The 20159-nt window shown below is 62.5% G+C and carries 20 protein-coding genes; 18 read left to right on the forward strand and 2 right to left on the reverse strand.

The genetic code is table 11. The annotated features are described in order from the left end of the window. Positions 1-52: 52 nt before the first annotated feature. From argS to BSY16_RS05120, 14 genes are all read left to right on the forward strand, one after another. Positions 53-1813 (forward strand): arginine--tRNA ligase, encoded by a 1761-nt coding sequence (gene argS / locus BSY16_RS05055; protein WP_069061383.1) that lies wholly within the window; start codon positions 53-55, stop codon positions 1811-1813. 63 nt (positions 1814-1876) lie between these two features. Beyond that, positions 1877-5128, forward strand: coding sequence for an SPOR domain-containing protein (locus tag BSY16_RS05060; protein ID WP_069058652.1), 3252 nt, complete (start codon positions 1877-1879; stop codon positions 5126-5128). Positions 5129-5256: 128 nt separating this feature from the next. Then, positions 5257-6276: a beta-N-acetylhexosaminidase gene (gene nagZ, locus BSY16_RS05065; RefSeq protein ID WP_069058653.1), complete on the forward strand. Its 1020-nt coding sequence runs from the start codon at positions 5257-5259 to the stop codon at positions 6274-6276. Positions 6277-6352: 76 nt separating this feature from the next. Continuing rightward, positions 6353-7165, forward strand: coding sequence for a segregation and condensation protein A (locus BSY16_RS05070; protein ID WP_069061384.1), 813 nt, complete (start codon positions 6353-6355; stop codon positions 7163-7165). Further along, positions 7158-7862 (forward strand): SMC-Scp complex subunit ScpB, encoded by a 705-nt coding sequence (scpB, locus tag BSY16_RS05075; protein WP_069058654.1) that lies wholly within the window; start codon positions 7158-7160, stop codon positions 7860-7862. Before BSY16_RS05070 ends, scpB begins: the two co-directional genes overlap by 8 nt. A gap of 65 nt (positions 7863-7927) precedes the next feature. Further along, positions 7928-9025 (forward strand): ABC transporter ATP-binding protein, encoded by a 1098-nt coding sequence (locus BSY16_RS05080; protein WP_069058655.1) that lies wholly within the window; start codon positions 7928-7930, stop codon positions 9023-9025. A 42-nt stretch (positions 9026-9067) separates the two neighbouring features. Continuing rightward, the gene (locus BSY16_RS05085) at positions 9068-9265 is read left to right on the forward strand and encodes a twin-arginine translocase TatA/TatE family subunit (RefSeq protein ID WP_023511864.1); all 198 of its coding nucleotides are present in this window, start codon (positions 9068-9070) and stop codon (positions 9263-9265) included. A 125-nt stretch (positions 9266-9390) separates the two neighbouring features. Continuing rightward, positions 9391-10011: a Sec-independent protein translocase protein TatB gene (tatB, locus tag BSY16_RS05090; RefSeq protein WP_069058656.1), complete on the forward strand. Its 621-nt coding sequence runs from the start codon at positions 9391-9393 to the stop codon at positions 10009-10011. Then, the gene (gene tatC / locus BSY16_RS05095) at positions 10008-10838 is read left to right on the forward strand and encodes a twin-arginine translocase subunit TatC (RefSeq protein WP_069058657.1); all 831 of its coding nucleotides are present in this window, start codon (positions 10008-10010) and stop codon (positions 10836-10838) included. The genes tatB and tatC overlap by 4 nt, the downstream gene beginning before the upstream one ends. A gap of 64 nt (positions 10839-10902) precedes the next feature. Then, entirely contained in the window at positions 10903-12186 is a 1284-nt protein-coding gene (serS, locus tag BSY16_RS05100; RefSeq protein ID WP_069058658.1) for a serine--tRNA ligase, read from the forward strand. A gap of 13 nt (positions 12187-12199) precedes the next feature. Continuing rightward, on the forward strand, positions 12200-12970 hold the full coding sequence (gene surE / locus BSY16_RS05105; RefSeq protein WP_069058659.1) for a 5'/3'-nucleotidase SurE: 771 nt from the start codon (positions 12200-12202) through the stop codon (positions 12968-12970). Next, a complete protein-coding gene (locus BSY16_RS05110) occupies positions 12967-13623 on the forward strand; it encodes a protein-L-isoaspartate(D-aspartate) O-methyltransferase (protein ID WP_286157182.1) in 657 nt (218 codons plus the stop codon). The genes surE and BSY16_RS05110 overlap by 4 nt, the downstream gene beginning before the upstream one ends. A 261-nt stretch (positions 13624-13884) precedes the next feature. Next, positions 13885-14511 (forward strand): hypothetical protein, encoded by a 627-nt coding sequence (locus tag BSY16_RS05115; protein ID WP_069058660.1) that lies wholly within the window; start codon positions 13885-13887, stop codon positions 14509-14511. 152 nt (positions 14512-14663) lie between these two features. Continuing rightward, positions 14664-16244 carry a peptidoglycan DD-metalloendopeptidase family protein gene (locus tag BSY16_RS05120; protein WP_069058661.1) on the forward strand — a complete coding sequence of 527 codons (1581 nt, stop codon included), beginning with the start codon at positions 14664-14666 and terminating at the stop codon, positions 16242-16244. Between the two features lie 73 nt (positions 16245-16317). On the opposite strand, the gene ftrA is transcribed toward BSY16_RS05120, so the two are convergent. Next, entirely contained in the window at positions 16318-17307 is a 990-nt protein-coding gene (gene ftrA / locus BSY16_RS05125; protein ID WP_069058662.1) for a transcriptional regulator FtrA, read from the reverse strand. An 87-nt stretch (positions 17308-17394) separates the two neighbouring features. Between ftrA and BSY16_RS05130 the strand changes: the two genes are divergently transcribed. From BSY16_RS05130 to BSY16_RS05140, 3 genes are read left to right on the forward strand one after another with little or no spacing between them, the layout of a single operon-like run. Further along, a complete protein-coding gene (locus tag BSY16_RS05130; protein ID WP_069058663.1) occupies positions 17395-17826 on the forward strand; it encodes a rhodanese-like domain-containing protein in 432 nt (143 codons plus the stop codon). Continuing rightward, the gene (locus BSY16_RS05135; protein ID WP_069058664.1) at positions 17823-18296 is read left to right on the forward strand and encodes a GNAT family N-acetyltransferase; all 474 of its coding nucleotides are present in this window, start codon (positions 17823-17825) and stop codon (positions 18294-18296) included. Before BSY16_RS05130 ends, BSY16_RS05135 begins: the two co-directional genes overlap by 4 nt. A 36-nt stretch (positions 18297-18332) precedes the next feature. Beyond that, positions 18333-18638 carry an NIPSNAP family protein gene (locus tag BSY16_RS05140; RefSeq protein ID WP_069058665.1) on the forward strand — a complete coding sequence of 102 codons (306 nt, stop codon included), beginning with the start codon at positions 18333-18335 and terminating at the stop codon, positions 18636-18638. Positions 18639-18678: 40 nt separating this feature from the next. Here the strand turns inward: BSY16_RS05140 and BSY16_RS05145 are convergent, their stop codons facing one another. Next, a complete protein-coding gene (locus BSY16_RS05145; protein WP_069058666.1) occupies positions 18679-19548 on the reverse strand; it encodes an ATP-binding protein in 870 nt (289 codons plus the stop codon). Positions 19549-19731: 183 nt separating this feature from the next. On the opposite strand from BSY16_RS05145, the gene yajC reads away from it, so the two are divergent. Continuing rightward, a complete protein-coding gene (yajC, locus tag BSY16_RS05150; RefSeq protein ID WP_069058667.1) occupies positions 19732-20070 on the forward strand; it encodes a preprotein translocase subunit YajC in 339 nt (112 codons plus the stop codon). Positions 20071-20159: the final 89 nt, after the last annotated feature.

Here is a 20159-nt window from a genome sequence, read left to right on the forward strand (position 1 = left end):
AACTTCTTCGCAGAAAAGGCCCCGAACGGGCCGCTGCGTGCGGATGGATGAGATGAACCTTTTTACAGACTTCGATAACAGAATCAAAAACGTACTCGAAGGACTTGATATCGTCCGTGAGAAGCGCGACGAACTCGATTTCGGCCGTATCAGCGTCGAGCCGCCGCGCGATGCCAGCCATGGCGACGTTGCAACCAATGCCGCGATGGTGCTTGCCAAGCCGCTCGGCCTCAATCCGCGCGCGCTCGCAGATCTCATCGTCACGGAACTGAAAAACGACCCGGAAGTGGCGGATGTCAGCGTCGCCGGCCCCGGCTTCATCAATGTGCGCCTGTCCGTCGCCTACTGGCAGAAGCTGCTGGCCGGCATGATCAAGTCCGGCACGGACTACGGCCGCAGCTCCCTCGGCGCCGGCCGCAAGGTCAATGTCGAATATGTCTCCGCCAACCCGACCGGCCCGATGCATGTCGGCCATTGCCGCGGCGCCGTGGTCGGCGACGCGCTGGCCAACCTGCTCGCCTTCGCCGGCTATGCGGTGACCAAGGAATATTACATCAACGATGCCGGCTCGCAGATCGACGTGCTGGCACGCTCGGCCTTCCTGCGTTACCGCGAGGCGCTGGGCGAGGCGATCGGCGACATCCCGGCGGGCCTCTATCCCGGCGACTATCTGGTTCCCGTCGGTGAGGTGCTGGCGGCCGAACACGGCACGACGCTGCGCGCCATGCCGGAACATCAATGGATGCCGATCGTCAAGGAGAAGACGATCGAGATGATGATGGCGATGATCCGGGAGGATCTTGCCGCCCTCAACGTCAACCACGACGTCTTCTTCTCCGAGCGCTCGTTGCATGCCGGAAACGGTGCGTCCATCCGCACCGCGATCAACGACCTCACCTTCAAGGGCCACGTCTACAAGGGCGTGCTGCCGCCGCCGAAGGGCCAGCTGCCGGAGGATTGGGAAGACCGCGAGCAGACGCTGTTCCGCTCGACGGAAGTCGGTGACGACATCGACCGCCCGCTGATCAAGTCTGACGGCTCCTACACGTACTTCGCGGCGGACGTCGCCTACTTCAAGGACAAGTACGACCGCGGCTTCGACGAGATGATCTATGTGCTCGGCGCCGACCATGGCGGTTACGTCAAGCGTCTGGAAGCGGTTGCGCGTGCGGTTTCGGAGGGTAAGGCAAAGCTGACCGTCCTGCTTTGCCAGCTGGTAAAGCTGTTCCGCAACGGCGAGCCGGTGAAGATGTCGAAGCGTTCCGGCGACTTCGTCACGCTGCGGGAAGTCGTCGATGAAGTCGGTCGTGATTCGGTTCGCTTCATGATGCTGTATCGCAAGAACAGCGAGCCGCTCGACTTCGACTTCGCCAAGGTGACGGAACAGTCCAAGGACAACCCGGTCTTCTACGTGCAATACGCCCATGCGCGCTGCATGTCGGTATTCCGCCAGGCGGCGGAGGCTTTTCCGGATCTCGACGTCGCCTCGCTTGATCTTGCCGGCGCGATTGCCGGGAATATCGCTGATCCGAGCGAATTGCAGCTTCTTGCGAAACTGGCAGAATTTCCCCGTGTCATCGAGGGTGCAGCGGCCGCGCAGGAGCCTCATCGCATCGCGTTTTATCTCTATGATCTTGCCGGCGCGTTCCATGGACACTGGAACAAAGGTAAAGAACAACCGGAATTACGGTTTGTTAACGATAAAAATAGAGAATTGAGTATCGCCAGACTTGGGCTGGTGCACGCTGTCGCGTCTGTTCTTAAATCGGGCCTGTCCATTACAGGCACCGCTGCACCGGACGAAATGCGATAACGTCACCATTTACCCACAATAAGCTGGCAGACGCGTTTTGGTAGCTTTTGAGTGGGAAGCAGTATGGCAGACAAGAACTTCGCACGAAGCGGAACCGCTGATACGGATCTCTTGGCAGATGATGATCCGTTGAGCGAGCTTGCCCGTCTCGTCAATTTCGAGCCGCGCCCGGTCCAGGGCGTCAGCAAGTCCCATTCCGAGGCTGCCCAGGCGGCGCCGCGCTATGAGAACCCCGTCCTCGCCCTCGAGGATGAGCTCATGCGGGCTTTCGAGCAGTTCGACATGCCGATCCGCGGCGCTGTCGAGCCGGTCGTGGCCGAGAAGGTGACGCCTCACCATATCGAACCGGTTTTTGACGAGCCGGCTCCGGTTGTCGAAAGCCACGACGCCCAGCTGGACGATGCACCGTCGCGTGACCTTCCGGTCCATCATGCCGCTCGCCAGGAGCCTGCATTCGAAGAGCATCCTGAGCCCGTTTTCGCGAATGACATTGCCTCGTCTGAAGAGGGGGTTGTCGATGCGCAGCGGGACGACACAGAGCTGGAGGCAGATCCGGCCCTGTTGCTTGCCGATGAGCTGGAAGCGGTTCTGCATGATGTACCCTCCGTCGATGCCAAGTCGACGCCGCATGCCGGTCAGGTGTTTGCCGAACGGTTCGAGCCGCGCTTTGAAGAGCCTGCCCGCAATGAACCGGTGCTTGAGACCTACACGCCCGCGCAGCCCGATGCTGTTCAGCCGGCGTTTCTGGGGCTTCAGCCGGTATCGACGGACGAGAGCCTGCTCGATGATGTCGGTCTCGCCCTTGAACGCGAGCTTGAGCTGTCGATTGGTGACGGTTTTGCCGATGAACTTTTCGCGGTGGAGCCTGCCCAGGGCAACGCACAGGGTGCGGACGCGTCCTTCGTCGAGCCGCTGGCTGTCGAGGTGGTGGAAAGCCATGTGGAGCCGCGGTTCGACGGTTTGACGGCGGACAACGCCGTTGCCGAGGATGCGCAGCCGTTCCAGGCCGAATCTGTTTACGAACGCGAGGAGCCGCACTTCGTCGAGGCGATGCCCTATCAGACGCGGGAAGATCATGCCCGCGTTGTGGCCGAGGCCGAGACCCAGTGGCAGGCGGAAGAGCCCGCCTTTGCGCCGGAACCCGACTATCAGGTCGAGTCCGTGGCCAAGGGGCAGGGCTACGATCATGATGCGCTGCTCGCCGACATCGAGCGTTATCCCGTGCCGGAAAGCCGTTCAGCGGTTTCCAGCGCGTCGGTTGCGGCCGTCGCAATATCGGCTCGCAATCCGCCCGCCAATATTTCCGCCATCTTCGGTCGTGCAACACCCGTCGCGCATCGCGGGCCTGCCGTCGAAAAGGCGATCATTCCCCCGGTCGTCGAAAAGACCACCACTGCCATTGTCGAGCCGGTCAGGAAGCCGATCGTCGAAACCGTTCAGGCGCCTGTCGTTGAAGCACGCCGGGAGCCGGTCGCGTTGCCGGTTGCTGCTGCCGAGCCGGAGATCGATCTCGACAATATGGAGTTCGATCTCTCCGATATCGACCTGGACCTGTCCGACTTCTCGCTCGACGACGAGCCGGTGAAGCATGAGACCAAGCCCGTTGTGGCCGTGGCTGAGGTCAAGGTCCCGGAGAAGAAGGCAGAGGTCGTAAAACCCGTCGAAGTGCAAGCGGTCGTTCGCCGCGAACCTGCTGTCGCCGTGCCGGTCTCGACCTATACGAGACCGCAGCCGCTTGCAGTGGAAACGAATGACGGCGCGCTGCCCTTCGATCCATCCATGATCGCCGACACCGACGAGGGTGTTTCGCCGGTTACGGAAGTTGATGTGCCGCAGCTGCCGGTTATCGAGAAAGAGAAGCCGCCGGTCTATCAGCCGGATTACGACTTCGACATCGATGCGGAAATGGCGCAGCTCTTTAGCGAGCCGGCTGCCAAGGCGAAGGGCGAAAGCCGCCAGGCCGGTGTTGCTGCCGTCGCAGCCGCTGCCTCCAACAGCCAGCCAACGGCGCAGATCAACGATGTCGACGATTTCGAGCGCGCGCTGGAAGAGGATTTCCGCCGCTCGCTGAACCAGCCGGAGCGCATGGCCATTCCGGTTGATCCGGGCCAGGCCAGCCCGCTCTATTCCGGTGACGGCTATGATGACGAACCGGCCCGTCCGCGTCGCGGTCTGTTGATCGCCGCTTCGATTGCCGGCCTTGTCCTTATCGGTGGTGGCGGCGTCTATGCCTGGTCTGCCTTTACCAGCGGTTCTGTCGGCTCCGGCGAGCCGCGCGTCATTCTCGCCGACAAGGAGCCGGTCAAGGTCGTGCCCGAGGAAAAGGGCGGCAAGACCGTTCCGAACCAGGACAAGGCCGTTTACGATCGCGTCGCCGGCGACAATGCCAGCACGCCGCAGCAGGAACAGCTCGTCACTTCGACCGAAGAGCCGGTCGACGTGGTACAGCGCACGCTGACGCCCGAAACACTGCCGTTCGACGGACCGGAAGACGGTGTTGAAGCGGTTATCGCGGCTGAGAACGAAAACCGCGTACTGCCGGGCGTCGACGAGCCCGCCACGGCGACGGCGGACGGTGGCAACAAGCCGCTCGTTTCGCCGCGCAAGGTCAAGACCATGATCGTCAAGCCGGACGGTACGCTGGTCGCCCGCGAGGAGATCGTGACGGAGCCGGCAACGGAAACCGCACAGATCGACGCCAAGGCGACCGGGACAACCGGTACGGCTTCGGGTGAGGCAGCAACGAATGCGACACTCGATGCCAATGCCTCCCTGCGCGACGAACAGGGCGCAACGGACGGCCAGCCGCGCTCGGCGCTTGCTGAAGCGGCCGATGCCGAGGTCGACGACACGGCGCCCGTGCGCACGGTGAAGACCACGACCATCGGCGCCACCAGCACCTCGACCGATGGCAATACGCCGGTTCCGGTAACCCGTCCGATCGACCAGCCGGTCACCGTCGTCGGCACCGTCACCGAAAACGGCAATGTCAGGGACACGCAGACTGCCGAGGCAACGCCGACCCAGGCCCAGCAGACAGCAGAGCAGACGCAGGTCGCTGCTGTCGCACCGGGCAGCTACGTGATCCAGATCGCCTCGCTGCCCTCGGAAGCGGAAGCGCAGAAGAGCTACAATTCGCTCTCCTCGAAGTTCGGCAGCGTGATCGGTGGCCGCGGCGTGGATATCAAGAAGGCGGAAATCCCGAACAAGGGCACCTTCTTCCGCGTTCGCATCCCTGCCGGTTCGCGTGATGAAGCCAATTCGCTCTGCAGCCGCTACAAGAGCGCAGGCGGCAGCTGCCTCGTCACCCGCTGAGACTGACAGCCTGATTTTCGGAGGCGCGGGACCTGTTCCGCACCTCTTTGATTCCAACGGGGCGTTTGCAGAAATTCGTCAACGACACGCCCTTCGTCTTTCCTCACCGAACCTCTAAGATTGCTGACATGAGCGAATCGAAATCCTTCCTTTCGGGCTGCAAGGGCCTGAGCCTCACCGCCGATGAAAAGGCCTTCTTCCGCAGCGAGCGGCCCTGGGGCTTCATCCTGTTCGGCCGCAATATCGGCGAACCGGCGCAGGTCGCGGATCTGACGGCGGAAATGCGTGACTGTATCGGTGGCGACGCGAACATTCCGGTGCTGATCGACCAGGAGGGCGGGCGCGTCCAGCGCATCAAGCCGCCGCATGTCCAGCAGTACCCGAACGCGGCGGCCCTTGGTGCGATCTACCGGGCCGACGAGGAGAAGGGGCTGCGCGCCGCCTGGCTGATGTCGCGCCTGCATGCCTTCGATCTCCTGCGTCTCGGCGTCAATGTGGATTGCCTGCCGGTGCTCGATGTCGCCGTGCCGGGTGTGCACGACGTCATCGGCAATCGCGCCTACGGGCAGGAGCCCAAGATCGTGTCCGTCATGGGCAAGGCGGCTGGCGAAGGCCTGAAGGCTGGCGGCCTGCTGCCGATCATGAAGCACATGCCGGGCCACGGCCGCACCATGGTCGATTCCCATCACGACCTGCCGGTCGTGCATGCGAGCCGGGAAGAGCTTGAGGCGTGCGACTTCGTTCCCTTCCGGCACATGAAGGACGAGTTGATGGCAATGTCGGCGCATATAGTCTTCACCGCCATCGATGCCGATAATCCGGCGACGACGTCGGCCAAGGTCGTGCGCGAAATTGTCCGCGACCATATCGGCTTCGACGGGCTTCTGATGTCCGATGACGTGTCGATGAATGCCCTCAAGGGCGATATTGCCGCAAGAAGCCGGGGAATCATCGCCGCCGGCCTCGACATGGTGTTGCATTGCCATGGCATCATGGACGAAATGATTGCGGTGACAGAAAACGTTCCTCCGCTTGCCGGCGACAGTCTGCGACGGGCGAACGCGGTACGCGCAGGCTTTCCGACGCCGGACGGGGCAGACGAACAGGCGCTGCGCGAAGAGTTCAACGCCATGATCGCGGTTGCCTGACGGGCTCCGCAAAAGGAGCGACGTGCAGGTGACGGGCGGCAAGCCTCCGAAGAAGGGTCGCGGTGCGGATGCGCCGATGGACGATCTGTGGCAGGACGAGGCCGAGGGGCGGGGACTTTCCGAGGAAAGCCTCGTCGTCGACCTGGCCGGCTTCGAAGGCCCGCTCGATCTTCTCCTGCACCTTGCCCGCACGCAGAAGGTCGATCTGACCCGCATCTCGGTGCTGGCGCTGACGGAGCAGTACCTGGCCTTCATCGACCGGGCGCGAAAAATCCGCATCGAGCTAGCGGCCGACTATCTCGTCATGGCCGCATGGCTTGCCTATCTCAAGTCCCGCCTGTTGCTTCCCAAGCAGGCGAAGGACGACGGGCCGACCGGCGAGGAAATGGCGGCGAGCCTGGCCTTCCGCCTCAAGCGCCTGGAGGCGATGCGCGACGCTGCCAGCAAGCTCATCAACCGCAACCGGCTCGGCCGCGACATCTTTGCCCGGGGCATGCCGGAGCATATCCCGACCGAGCGCCGCTCAGGCTTCGAGGCCTCGCTCTACGATCTCCTGAGCGCCTATGCGTCGATGCGGCAACGGCATGCGGTCACGCAGGTTACGATCGAGAGGCGCAGTGTCTGGTCGCTCGCCGATGCGCGTGAGATCCTTCAGTTGCTCTTCGGCGAATTCGATGGTGACTGGACGGCACTCGATCATTTCATGATGCGCTACCTGACGGACCCGGCTGAGCGCACGACGGCAATCGCCAGCGCCTTTGCGGCAACGCTGGAGCTCGTCAGGGAAGGGCGGCTGGAATTGCGCCAGGACGGTGCCTTCCAACCGATCTACCTGCGCAAGGGTCCGAAACCGCAAGGCGAAGACGACGGGGGCACTGAGCGTGGCTGAACAAGAGGATGACGAAGCGGAGAGCGGGACGATCGTCGATCCGCGCCGGCTGCATGAGGCGGCGCGTATTGCGGAAGCGCTTATCTTCGCCTCGACCGGGCTCGTTTCGCAGACCTACATTGCCGAGCGCCTGCCGCGCGGTGTGGACGTGCTGCATGTGATGCGCGAGCTCAAGGGTCTCTATGCCGGTCGTGGCGTCAATCTCATCCAGATCGACGATAGCTGGGCGTTTCGCACGGCACCGGATTTGTCCTTTGTCATTCGGACCGACGAGACGGAGGTGCGCAAATTGTCGCGTGCCGCGCTCGAAGTGCTGTCGATCATTGCCTATCACCAACCTGTGACCCGTGCCGAGATCGAAGATATCCGCGGCGTGCAGACCTCCAAGGGGACGCTGGACGTTTTGATGGAGGCGGGGTGGGTGCGCTTCCGCGGCCGTCGGCGCTCGCCCGGCCGCCCCGTTACCTTCGGTACCACACGGGATTTCCTCGATCATTTCGGCCTCGAGGAACTGCGCGACCTGCCGGGTCTCGAAGAATTGAAGGGCGCTGGCCTGCTTTCCGGCCGCATCCCCTCAAACTTCCAGGTGCCGCTGCCGCTTGGCGAAGATGAGATCGCTGACGATGAGGACCCGATCACCGCACTCGATCTCGAAGAACTCGGTCTCTTGACACCGGGCGGAAAAGCGGACGAATAGGCGAAGCTTTATGACAGGACTGTAGGGTCGGCTTACGTGCCGTCGGCAGGGAAAGACTTCGGGAAATGGCTTCGGAGCCGTCAAACGGTATCGAGACGAGGCGGGCATCGGCGGTCACGTTCGCGGCGCGTCTGACCTTCGAGGATATCCACCACAGCTATCACGGCAAGGAAACCATCCGCGGCATTTCACTGACGGCGGAACCGGGGCAAGTGCTCTGTCTGCTTGGTCCTTCCGGCTCCGGCAAGACCACGCTGCTGCGCATTGCTGCCGGCATCGAGGCACAGACCGCCGGCCGTGTTCTCCTGAACGACCGCGAGATTGCCGGTCCCGACATGTTCCAGCCGCCGGAGCGGCGTGGCGTCGGCCTGATGTTTCAGGATTTTGCGCTCTTTCCGCACATGTCGGTGCTCGACAATGTGCGTTTCGGCCTGACGGCTTTGCCGCGTGCGGAGGCGGAGGCAGAAGCTGAGGCTGCGCTGGAACGCGTCGGCTTGGCGCATTATGCCCAAAAGTTTCCGCATGTGCTTTCCGGCGGCGAACAGCAGCGCGTGGCACTTGCCCGGGCGCTGGCGCCGCGCCCATCGGTTCTGCTGATGGACGAGCCGTTTTCCGGTCTGGATTCACGCCTCAAGGATTCAATCCGCGCCGATACGCTGGCGATCCTGCGCCAGTCGCGCGCCAGCGCCATCGTCGTCACGCATGACGCCGAGGAAGCGATGCGCATGGGCGATCGCATTGCGCTTCTGAAGGATGGCCGGCTCGTGCAGGTCGGCACGGCGGAGGAATTGTACCTCAACCCCAAGGACATCTTCGCCGCTGCCTTCTTTTCGGAGATCAACGAGTTTCCAGGGCACGTGCGCGGCGGCCGCGTGGAGACGCCACTCGGCAATGTCGACGGCAAGCATTTCAATGACGGGCAGAAGGTCCGGGTCGCTGTGCGCCTTTCGGGCTTGCATGTGAGCGAGAGCGGTGGCGATGTGCCGGCCCGCATTCTGTCGCGGCGGTTTCTTGGCGTGGTCGAATTGCTGGAGCTTGCGGTCTCCGGCAGCGAACGGCCGGTGCGGGCGCGTGTTCGGGCGGACCAATTGGCGGCCGGATTGCGCGATGTCACGCTTTCGGCTAACCAGCGCGACATACTAGTGTTTGTAAAAGACGGCTGAACGTCTTACATCGGGTTTCGAATTCGAAAGGGAGTTACGGGAATGGGTTCTTTCAGCATCTGGCATTGGCTGATCGTTCTGGTGGTTGTGCTGCTGCTGTTCGGCCGCGGCAAGATTCCGGAACTGATGGGTGATGTCGCCAAGGGCATCAAGAATTTCAAAAAGGGCATGTCCGACGAGGAAGCCGCTGCCGCCGACAAGGCGAAAACCGTCGACCACAAGGCCGACGAGGTCAAGTAACCGGGATTACAGCGCCGTGCGTCATTCGTGACGCGCAAAGGACGCTGTAGAATTTGGATTGGCCAGGTCAGGATTGATCTGGCAGGCCGCGAGCGGTGGTTCGCGGTCCATGAGGACAAGACCCTATGCTTGATGTCGGCTGGACCGAAATACTCGTCATTGCCATCGTTCTGATCATCGTGGTCGGTCCCAAGGATCTGCCGCAGATGCTGCGCACGTTCGGCCGCATGATGTCGAAGATGCGCGGCATGGCGAGTGATTTCCGCCAGCAGTTCGATGAGGCGTTGCGCGAAGCCGACCTCGAAGACGTCAAGAAGACGATCGGCGAGGCGCAAAAGCTCAACCCGCTGAACACCATCCGCGACGCGGTCAATCCGCTGCGCCAGATGGGCAACGACATCAAGGCTGATCTCCAGAAGACGACCAGTTCGGTTTCGTCCTCGAGTTCGGCGGCCAATCCGGTCGATAGCGTTTCGAGTGCTCCAGTCGCCGCACCGTCGGAAGCGCAAAAGCCTGCTTCCACCGAGCCGGTGGCCGCTGTTCCGCTCAAGGCGGGCCCGACCAGAAAGACCGCGGCGAAGAAATCCGCTGACACTGCCGCGAAGACGGCAAAGCCGCGCAAGGCGCCTGCCAAGGCCGAAGCCGAGGTGAAGGTTGCGGCCAAGCCGGCAGCGAAGGCCGCAGCAGGTAAGAAGGCGGCCTCCGCCAAGTCCAAGACAGTGAAGACCAAGAAGGACGAGGCATGAGCGGCGATATCGAAGACAAGCCCCAGCCGCTGATCGAACACCTGATCGAGCTGCGCCAGCGCCTGCTCTGGGCGGTCGGTGCGTTTTTTGTCGCCTTCCTGGTCTGCTTCTATTTCGCCAAGCAGCTCTTCAACCTGCTCGTCCTGCCGTTCAAGTGGGCGGTGGAATGGGCAGGGTTGACGCATCGCAATGTCGAGCTGATTTACACGGCGCCGCAGGAGTTTTTCTTCACGCAGATCAAGGTCGCGATGTTCGGCGCCTTTGTCATCGCCTTTCCGGTGATCGCACAGCAGGTCTACAAGTTCGTCGCGCCCGGCCTCTACAAGAACGAACGTTCCGCCTTCCTGCCGTTCCTGATCGCTTCGCCGATCCTCTTCCTTATCGGTGCGGCACTCGTCTATTTCTTCTTCACACCCATGGTCATGTGGTTCTTCCTCGCCATGGAGCAGGGCGGGGGCGAGGGGCAGGTGTCGATCCAGCTTCTGCCGAAGGTTTCCGAATATCTCAGCCTGATCATGTCGCTGATCTTCGCGTTCGGCCTCGTCTTCCAGCTTCCGGTCATCTCGTCGCTGCTGGTGCGCGCCGGTTTCATCGATTCGAAGGTGCTGGCCGACAAGCGTAAATATGCGATTGTCATCGCCTTCGTGGTAGCCGCCGTGCTGACGCCGCCGGATCCGGTTTCCCAGATCGGCCTTGCACTGCCGGCCATCCTTCTCTACGAGATTTCCATCTATACGGCCCGACTCATCGAACGGCAGCGGGCACGCGCCTCGAACGCACAGAGTGCGGAAGACGAGGTCGCTGCAACGCCGGGCGAGGCTGACTGAGCCTCGTCGGCACGTCGCTGCCGGGCGCGGATGGGTCTCAATCCACGGAACGCCTGGAACGACAATGCTTGATATCAAATGGATCCGCGACAATGCCGACGCTTTCGACGCCGCTCTGGCGAAGAGAGGTGCGAGCCCCCTTGCACAGGCCCTGATCGATCTCGACGAGAAGCGCCGCAGCGTCATCCAGAAGGCGCAGGACATGCAGTCGCGCCGCAACGCCGCCTCCAAGGAGATCGGCGCGGCAATGGCGAGCAAGAACAGCGAGCTGGCCGAAAAGCTGAAGGCCGAGGTGACCGCGATCAAGGATCTGCTTCCGGCTGCGGAAGACGAAGAGCGCGAGGTCACGGCCGAGCTTACCGATCAGCTCTCGCGCATCCCGAACATCCCGCTCGATGACGTGCCGGTCGGAAGCGACGAGGCAGGCAATGTCGAGAAGCTGAAATGGGGCAGCAAGCCCGGCTGGAACCACAAGGCGCTCGAACACTACGAAATCGGTGAGGCGCTCGGCTGGATGGACTTCGAAGCCGCCGCGAAGATCGCCGGCTCGCGTTTCACCGTGCTGAAGGGCCAGCTTGCCCGCCTCGAACGTGCGCTCGGCCAGTTCATGATCGACGTGCACACCGGCGAGCACGGGTATACGGAAGTTCATGCGCCGCTGCTGGTGCGTGACGACGCCATGTTCGGCACCGGCCAGCTGCCCAAATTTTCCGAGGACCTGTTCCGCACCACGGATGGCCGCTGGCTGATCCCGACGGCGGAAGTCTCGCTCACCAATCTGGTGCGCGAGGAAATCCTCGATCAGGAAAAGCTGCCGCTGCGCTTCACGGCGCTGACGCCGTGCTTCCGTTCGGAAGCCGGGTCGTCGGGTCGCGACACCCGCGGCATGCTGCGCCAGCACCAGTTCATGAAGTGCGAACTCGTCTCGATCACCGATGCGGACAGCTCGATCGACGAACACGAGCGCATGACCGCCTGTGCGGAAGAGATCCTGAAGCGCCTTGGCCTGCACTACCGCGTCATGACGCTCTGCACCGGCGACATGGGGTTTGGTGCGCGCAAGACCTACGACCTCGAGGTCTGGCTGCCGGGGCAGGACACGTTCCGCGAAATCTCGTCCTGCTCGGTCTGCGGCGATTTCCAGGGCCGTCGCATGAACGCGCGTTATCGCGGCAAGGACGACAAGGCGACGAAGTTTGTGCACACGCTGAACGGCTCGGGCACCGCCGTCGGCCGCGCGCTGATCGCCGTCATGGAGAACTACCTCAACGAGGACGGCACGATCACCGTGCCGGACGTCCTGCTGCCCTATATGGGCGGGCTGAAGAAGATCGAGAAGGCCGCCTGAGGCGGGAGATAACATGCGCATTCTTCTGACGAACGACGACGGCATTCACGCCGAGGGCCTTGCGGTCCTCGAGCGTATCGCGCGCGAACTGACGGATGACGTCTGGATTGTCGCACCCGAGACCGACCAGAGCGGCTTGGCCCATTCGCTGACACTCTCCGAGCCGCTGCGCCTGCGCAAGATCGACGACAAGCGCTATGCGCTGCGGGGCACGCCGACCGACTGCGTCATCATGGGCGTGCGGGAAGTGCTGGACGTCAAGCCGGACCTCGTTCTCTCCGGCGTCAATGTCGGCGCCAACATGGCGGACGACGTCACCTATTCGGGCACGATCGCCGGTGCCATCGAAGGCACCCTGCAGGGCATCAAGTCCATGGCGCTCAGCCAGGCCTACAGCCATGCGAGCGGCCGCATCGTACCGTGGGAGGTTGCCGAAACCTTCGCGCCCAAGCTCATCCGCCAACTCTTGGATGTGGACTTGCCGGACTGGACCTTCTTCAACATCAACTTCCCGAATTGCGCGCCCTCCGACCTTCAGGGCGTCGAGGTGACGAGCCAGGGCAAACTCGATTTCGGCCTGACGATCGATGAGCGCGCCGATGGCCGCGGCCTCCCGTATTATTGGCTGCGCTTCGGCGAGAGGAAGGGTGATTTCCGCGCCGGGACCGACATCCACGCGGTAAAGAACCACAAGATTTCGGTGACGCCGCTCAAGCTCGACCTCACGGACTACACCGTGCTCGACCGCGTGCAGCGTGCACTCAATGGCGAGGACGCGGATTGAACACGGGACGGGTGATCGAGAAGGAAGGTTTGGCCGCGCTGGCGATGCGCCTGCGCGCGCAGGGAATCAATAATCTCGACCTCCTGACGGCCGTGGAGCAGACGCCGCGCACGCTGTTCGTGCCGCCGCAGTTTACCGGTGAGGCCTATTCGCGCCGTGTCCTGCCGCTGGAGTGCGGATCGTTCATGGAGGGCATCGACCTTGCGGTACGCATCTTGCATTTCCTCAACCTCAAGGCTGGCCAGCGCATTCTCGAAGTCGGCACCGGCAGCGGTTTCACCGCCGCCGTCATGGGACGCCTGACAGAGCGCGTTCTGACGGTCGACCGCTACAAGACGCTTGCCACCAATGCGCAGCAGTCCATCGAAAAGGCCGGCATCCGCAACGTCATCGTGCGGCAGGCGGATGGCAATAACGGCATGCCGGGCGAGGGCACCTTCGACCGCATTCTGGTGACCGCAGCCTTCCCGGCCTTGCCGCGCTCCTTCGCCGAGCAACTTGTCTCCGGCGGCATGCTGATCGCACCCGTCATGGTCAGCGATACCGAGTGTCGCATGCTGAAGCTGGTGAAGACCGGCAGCCGTTTCGACCGCGAAGACCTCTTCGACGTGCCTTACCTGCCGATCGTACCGCAGATGGCGCAGGCGCTTTAATCACCCTCTCATGATCCGTGTTTGTCGCTCGGCAGGCAGTCGCCTGCTGAGTCTGTGGGCTTTTTTGCTGGAAATCCTCGGGCCTTCGGCACCGCCACTTGCACGTGATGCGAGAATTCTCCTCGTGAATACAGCGCGTTAACCTTTTGTTAACCAGCGTAAGCTTCGCGCAAGTTTCGAGGCGTAGGCCGGTAACAAAGCAGCAGTTTCCACGCAGGACGCCGGTTTTCCAATGATGCGGCCGTTCCGATGGAGAGGGTAATGTACGTCTCGAACAGGATCACCAGCAGCTCTACCGGCGACAGCCTCGCATATCTCGCGACCAAGGCTGCGGGCAAGGCTGTGGAGGAGAATGCCGAGGCTGGTTCGACCGCGCATCTCGCCGGCGGCAGCTACGATCCGTCCGCCCATGTCGGCCTGACGGTTGATGCTCTTCTTGTCCTCAGTGTCGCCAGGGAAGAGATGGTCTCCAGTCGGCCGGCGCTGACCGAGGCCGAGCGCAACAACCTCGATACGACGGAGCTTGAAAAGCGCGAAAAGGATGCCTTCGGCCACTTCCTCGAGGCAGGCGACCGCAAGGGTTATTATCGCGCCTATATCGAATATTTCGACAGCATGCCGATGCAGGACCAGCGCAGTGCCCGTTACGCTGGCACGCGGGAACCTGCCGTCGCGGCCCTGCGTGCTATCGCGTACAATGAGAGTGCCCTCGACATGACGGCACCCGACACTGCGCTCGAAAATGCCGCGGCCGCCGGTGAACAAGCGGCACGTCGCTCCACGCCGATTTCGGCGATCTTCCAGCCGAGCCAGGGAGATTTCGAGAACGCTGCGCGCGTCAACGGCCGCATCTCGCGCGCCGACAGCATGTACGCGACCGGCTTCTGAGGCGTTTCGACCTTGGTTTTGCCATGGTGCGGGAACACCATGGTTATCAATTCATCAAAAACCTGTTGCGGATAGCCCGGCTTTAACCGGGCGGTAACTCTAACGCGCTTTAATCGGTCTACATCAAGTAGCGTACCGATTGGGTTAGTCTCATGCGTAAGAGTGTATCGCCGAGTTTTGGTAGGACTGCGACCCGCCTGATGGCGGCCGCCCTGCTGGCCAGCGTCGCGACCGGGTGCAGCTCGGACGTTTCTCGTTTTGGCGGCCTCTTTTCCTCCTCCGGTCAGGATAACATCACAACGAGCTCGGTTCCGCGCCGCACGCTCTTTGGCGGTGGTGGAACCAATCCGGTTCCGCGCGGCACGGTCGGCAACGGCCAGCAGTTCGCGACGGCAGACCAGATGGGGACGCGCGACGAAGCGCTCAATCAGCCGTTCCCGGATCAGGGTACGGTTTCCTACGACCCCATCAATACCGCGACCACCAGCGGCTCCGGTACGCGGCTGGCCACGACACCGATGCGCGTCCAGCGTGGCGATCTCACCGATCCGACGGCCGGCGTTCGCCAGGATGCCGAGCGCGAAGTGGCCGTCGCCCGGGATTCGACCGAGCGCAAGGCGAAGGCTATCGTCTCGGACGCCGACACATTGACCACGGCAACCGTGAACAAGGGCAAGGCCGGCTGGTCGACGAACAACGCACCGGTCGTCATGCTGCGCCAGGGCGAAAGCGTGAAGACGCTCGCCAACCGCTACGGTGTGCCGGAAAAGGAAATTCTTGCCGCCAACGGTCTGAAGCGCTCTTCCGATGCCGAGCCTGGCCAGAAGATCGTCATCCCGACCTTCAGCACCACCTCCAGCGCCGCCAAGGCCTCGACGGACCATACGCTCAAGGTTGACAACAAGCTTCCGACGCCGGAGCGCAAGGGTGAGCAGAATGTCGCCATCCTGCCCGGCACCTCCACCCGCGAGAAGCAGAAGTCGGAAAGCGGCCAGACGAATTCCAACGTCGCTGACGCCGCCGAAGGCAAGGGCAAGGCCGGCTACGAAGTGCAACCCGGCGATTCGCTTGCCAAGATCGCGCGCAGCAACGGCGTTTCCGTCGATGCGCTGAAGAAGGCGAACGGCCTGGAAACCGCATCGATCCGCATCGGCCAGAAGCTGACGATCCCGGCTGGCGGCGCCGCCGAAACGACGACCGACAAGACGGTGACGGCTTCGGTTCCTGTCAGCAAGGAAAAGAAGGTCGAGACGACGGAGAAGAAGCCGGAATCCTACAAGGCGCCGGTGAAGACCGTTTCTGTCACGGAAGCGACGGAAAAGTCGGATGTGACGGATGAAGCACCGGAATCGACGGGTATCGGCAAGTATCGTTGGCCGGTTCGCGGCGCGGTCATCGCTGGCTACGGCGCCAATGTCGAAGGCAACCGCAATGACGGTATCGATATCTCGGTTCCGGAAGGCACGCCGATCAAGGCCGCTGAAAACGGCGTGGTCATCTATTCCGGCAGCAGCCTGAAGGAACTCGGCAACGCGGTTCTCGTGCGCCACGACGACGGCACCGTCACGGTCTATGGCCATGCCGGCGAGTTGAACGTCCAGCGCGGCCAGAAGATCCAGCGCGGCCAGACCGTCGCGACCTCCGGCATGAGCGGCAACGCAAACCGCCCGAAGGTTCACTTCGAGGTGCGCAAGAACGCTACCCCGGTCAACCCGATGACCTTCCTGGAATAGGATTGGTCGACGCACAGCATTGATATGACAACGGGCGGTTCCCTTGGAGCCGCCCGTTCTCGTTTGCCTGTTGTTATGCGATCCGTCGACCGAAGGCTTCGCGATAGGCGACGGGTGTCGTTGCCAGGTGAAGGCGGAAATGGTGGCGAAGCGTTCCGGTCGTGCCGAAGCCCGAGAGTGCCGCTACCTCTTCGACCGACGCGTTGGTTTCCTCGAGCAGGTCGCGTGCTTTTCCAAGCCGCTGGGCCAGCAGCCAGCGCGCGGGCGTCATGCCGGTCGTCGCTTCGAAGCGACGCAGGAAAGTACGGGTACTCATGCCGGCGCGCCGCGCGAGCGCCGCTACGGAATGATCGGCGCCGAGATTCTCCCGCATATGGTCGAGAAGTGCGCCGAGGCGGCCGCTTTCATGGGGGCGCGGCACCACCTGCTTGATGAACTGCGCCTGGCCGCCATCCCGGTGGGCCGGCAGGACCAGGCGGCACGCTACGCGATTTGCCGCTTCCGGACCGAAATCCCGGCGTATCAGATGAAGGCAGAGGTCGAGGCCGGCTGCCGTGCCGGCGGACGTCAACACAGAACCGGCATCGACATAGAGCACGTCCGCGCTGACGTTGATTTCCGGGTGCTGTGCCATCAATGTGCCGGTGTAGCGCCAGTGGGTCGTGGCGCGCCGCCCGTCGAGCAGGCCGGCTGCTGCCAGCACGAAGGCGCCGGAGCAGAAGGACAGGATACGCGCACCACGCGCATGGGCTGCCTTCAGAGCATCGATCAGAGCCTGAGGCACGGGTGCGTCCGTGCCGCGCCAACCCGGAATGATGACCGTTCCTGCGTCAGCCAGCAGATCCAGGCCGCCATCGACGGAGAATGTCAGGCCGCCGGCTGCGCGCATGTTGCCCTCATCCACGCCGGCCACGGCGAAGCGATACCAGTTCGTGCCCATTTCCGGCCGTGAAAGGGCAAAGATCTCGGTCGCAATGCCGAATTCGAAGGTGCAGAGCTGGTCGTAGGCGATCGCGACGACGAGCGGATTGGGCAACGGGCGGAGCGATAGCGTGTTTGGCATGATTTTGATCTTATATGGCGTTCATGCCATCTGCAATCCCGGCGCTGAACCCGCTACCTTTCTGTCATCCAACAAGGAGCAGAGACCATGAGCTACGTCACCGACTACGCACCGGCATCCTCCGCCATCGCGATCGAACATTTCCTGAAGCGTCTTTCCGTCGAGACCGATTGCGCCGATGTCTCCGCAGCCCTCAAGGCCGGTGATCAGGATTTCGTTCTGCTGCACGTCGTCGGCTCTCCGGAGGCCTATGCGCGGCGGCATGTGCCGGGCGCGCTGCACCTGCCGCACCGCGAGATTTCGGCCGCGCGCATGGCGGAGTGGCCTGAGGACACGCTCTTCGTGGCCTACTGTGCGGGGCCGCATTGCAACGGGGCCGACCAGGCGGCGCTGAAGCTGGCGCGTCTCGGCCGGCCGGTGAAAATCATGATCGGCGGCATTACCGGCTGGGCGGATGAAGGGCTTCCCTTCGCCACGGGGGCTGAGCCAGGCAACCTGCTGGCGGTCGCCGCCGAATGAGCGCTGACACAATCGTCGTCCGTCCCTTCGAACAGCGGGATATCGGTGCGGTCTGGCAGCTGATGCGGGATTTGGCGGTTTTCGAGGGATATGTGGACGCCTTCGCGGTCACACCGGCCGACCTCCTGGCCCATGGTTTTGGTCCGGCACCCGCCTTCGGCGTATTCGTTGCCGTGAAAGGGGATACGATCGCCGGCATAGCTGTGCATTACCGCATTCCGTGGACGTTCGATCTGCGGCCTGTCGTGGTGCTGAAAGAATTGTTCGTGGCGGAGGCGTTTCGCGGGCAGTGCGTGGGCAACATGCTTTTTGCGCGTCTGCAGGCCTATGCAGTCGAGATCGGCGCGTCGGCGCTGCGATGGACGGTGCTTCCGGACAATGAGGCAGCCAAGCGGTTCTATGCGGGGCAGGGTGCTGCGCCGGATGCTGCCTGGGAACATTGGACCCTGCCTATCGCGCGCCGAATCTGAAACGGTCGGCGCGGTCACGAATCACAGGAGAGACCCTTGATCACCTGCTATCTCAGATACGTCATCGATCCACACAAGCTGGAGGCGTTCGAAGCCTACGCCCGTGCCTGGATCCCCATCGTCAACCGCATGGGCGGCACGCATCACGGCTATTTTCTGCCGAGCGAAGGAGCGAACAATATTGCGCTCGCACTCTTCAGCTTTCCGAGCCTTGCCACCTATGAAGACTATCGCACACGCATGCTGAGCGATCCGGAATGCATAGCGGCCTACGAGATGGACAAGCAGAACCGCAGCATCATCAGCTATGAGCGCAGCTTCATGCGCCCGGTCTTATCGTAGGAAGAGGAAAGCCGGCTCGTTTGGAGCCGGCTTATCGGGGTCACTTGTTGAGCGGCTTGCCCAACCGGCCGGCGAGATCCTGCACATATTGCCAGGCGACGCGGCCGGAACGGGAGCCGCGGGTGGTGGCCCATTCGAGCGCTTCGGCGTGGAGTTGTTCCGTCGGAATACCGAGATCGAAATGGCTGGCATAGCCGTCGATCATTTCGAGATATTCGACCTGGCTGCACTTGTAGAAGCCGAGCCACAGGCCGAAACGGTCGGACAGCGACACCTTCTCTTCCACGGCTTCGGACGGGTTGATCGCCGTCGATTGCTCGTTCTCCATCATGTCGCGCGGCAGGAGGTGCCGGCGGTTGGAGGTGGCATAGAGCAGCACATTGTCCGGCCGGCCCTCCACGCCGCCATCGAGTGCGGCTTTCAGCGACTTGTAGGACGTGTCGTCATGGTCGAAGGAGAGGTCGTCGCAGAAGATGATGACCGGGCAGGGTGCGTCCTTCAGGATCTCCATCAGCGCCGGCAGCGTGGCAATGTCTTCACGGTGCACCTCGACAAGCTTCAGGCCGCTTTCCGCATCCTTGGCCGCGAGCGCATGCACCGATTTCACCAGCGACGACTTGCCCATGCCGCGTGCGCCCCAGAGCAGCACGTTGTTGGCCGGCAGTCCGCGGGCGAAGCGCAGGGTGTTGTCGACCAGGATGTCACGTACATGGTCCACACCGCGGATGAGATCGATGTCGATGCGGTTCGGGCGCTTCACCGGCTGGAGGTGCTGGCGTGTCGGCGACCAGACGAAAACGTCGGCCGCTGCCCAGTCGTTGACGGCAGGCGCCGGGCCGGCGAGGCGTTCCAGCGTGGCATTGATACGGCCGATTTCGGCGAGCAAAAGCTTGATGGTATCTTCCTGCAATTTCTCTCTCCTCATGCGTTCTTGCCGGGTAGCATACGGCGCCACATCGCGAAAAGAGGGAAAGCGCTTGAAAACAGGCGGCTTCTCAAGGTCGTGTGTTGCATTCGAGACCTCTTTGCCTATATTCCGGCAACCGAAATGGGCCGTCAGGCTCCATAAATTCAAGATTTCAAGGAGTAGCTGATGTTCATTACCGAGGCCTTCGCCCAGACGGCGGCACCCGGCGGGGCAGCTGGCGGTGCAGACATTCTCATGTCGGTCCTGCCGTTTCTGCTGATCTTCGTGGTGATGTATTTCCTCATCATCCGTCCGCAGCGCGCCAACATGAAGCGTCGCGAAGAGCTTCTGAAGAACATCCGCCGCGGCGACCAGGTCGTCACCGGTGGTGGCATCGTCGGCAAGGTCTCCAAGGTCCTCGACGGCAATGAACTTGAAGTCGAAGTCGCCGAAGGCATCAAGGTGCGCGTCGTACGCAGCGGCATCAGCGAAGTCCGCGTCAAGGGCGAACCGGTCAAGGAATAACATGGCCTGCCGCTTGGCCGGATGAAAATCCGGCCGGACGGCCAGACTGGTTTTCGGCCGGCGTCGGCGCCGGGTTGTTTTTGTTTTTA

This window comes from Sinorhizobium sp. RAC02 (assembly GCF_001713395.1).
In the GTDB taxonomy this organism is placed as follows: Bacteria; Pseudomonadota; Alphaproteobacteria; order Rhizobiales; family Rhizobiaceae; genus Shinella.

Excerpts from the sequence above, each read along its gene's own strand:
- ftrA (WP_069058662.1), bottom strand. The coding sequence starts at position 17,307 with ATGCCAAACACGCTATCGCTCCGCCCGTTGCCCAATCCGCTCGTCGTC.
- BSY16_RS05130 (WP_069058663.1), top strand. The coding sequence starts at position 17,395 with ATGAGCTACGTCACCGACTACGCACCGGCATCCTCCGCCATCGCGATC.
- BSY16_RS05135 (WP_069058664.1), top strand. The coding sequence starts at position 17,823 with ATGAGCGCTGACACAATCGTCGTCCGTCCCTTCGAACAGCGGGATATC.
- serS (WP_069058658.1), top strand. The coding sequence starts at position 10,903 with ATGCTTGATATCAAATGGATCCGCGACAATGCCGACGCTTTCGACGCC.
- nagZ (WP_069058653.1), top strand. The coding sequence starts at position 5,257 with ATGAGCGAATCGAAATCCTTCCTTTCGGGCTGCAAGGGCCTGAGCCTC.
- BSY16_RS05080 (WP_069058655.1), top strand. The coding sequence starts at position 7,928 with ATGGCTTCGGAGCCGTCAAACGGTATCGAGACGAGGCGGGCATCGGCG.
- BSY16_RS05060 (WP_069058652.1), top strand. The coding sequence starts at position 1,877 with ATGGCAGACAAGAACTTCGCACGAAGCGGAACCGCTGATACGGATCTC.
- BSY16_RS05070 (WP_069061384.1), top strand. The coding sequence starts at position 6,353 with ATGGACGATCTGTGGCAGGACGAGGCCGAGGGGCGGGGACTTTCCGAG.
- tatC (WP_069058657.1), top strand. The coding sequence starts at position 10,008 with ATGAGCGGCGATATCGAAGACAAGCCCCAGCCGCTGATCGAACACCTG.
- BSY16_RS05120 (WP_069058661.1), top strand. The coding sequence starts at position 14,664 with ATGCGTAAGAGTGTATCGCCGAGTTTTGGTAGGACTGCGACCCGCCTG.
- yajC (WP_069058667.1), top strand. The coding sequence starts at position 19,732 with ATGTTCATTACCGAGGCCTTCGCCCAGACGGCGGCACCCGGCGGGGCA.
- argS (WP_069061383.1), top strand. The coding sequence starts at position 53 with ATGAACCTTTTTACAGACTTCGATAACAGAATCAAAAACGTACTCGAA.
- BSY16_RS05085 (WP_023511864.1), top strand. The coding sequence starts at position 9,068 with ATGGGTTCTTTCAGCATCTGGCATTGGCTGATCGTTCTGGTGGTTGTG.
- BSY16_RS05115 (WP_069058660.1), top strand. The coding sequence starts at position 13,885 with ATGTACGTCTCGAACAGGATCACCAGCAGCTCTACCGGCGACAGCCTC.
- surE (WP_069058659.1), top strand. The coding sequence starts at position 12,200 with ATGCGCATTCTTCTGACGAACGACGACGGCATTCACGCCGAGGGCCTT.
- tatB (WP_069058656.1), top strand. The coding sequence starts at position 9,391 with ATGCTTGATGTCGGCTGGACCGAAATACTCGTCATTGCCATCGTTCTG.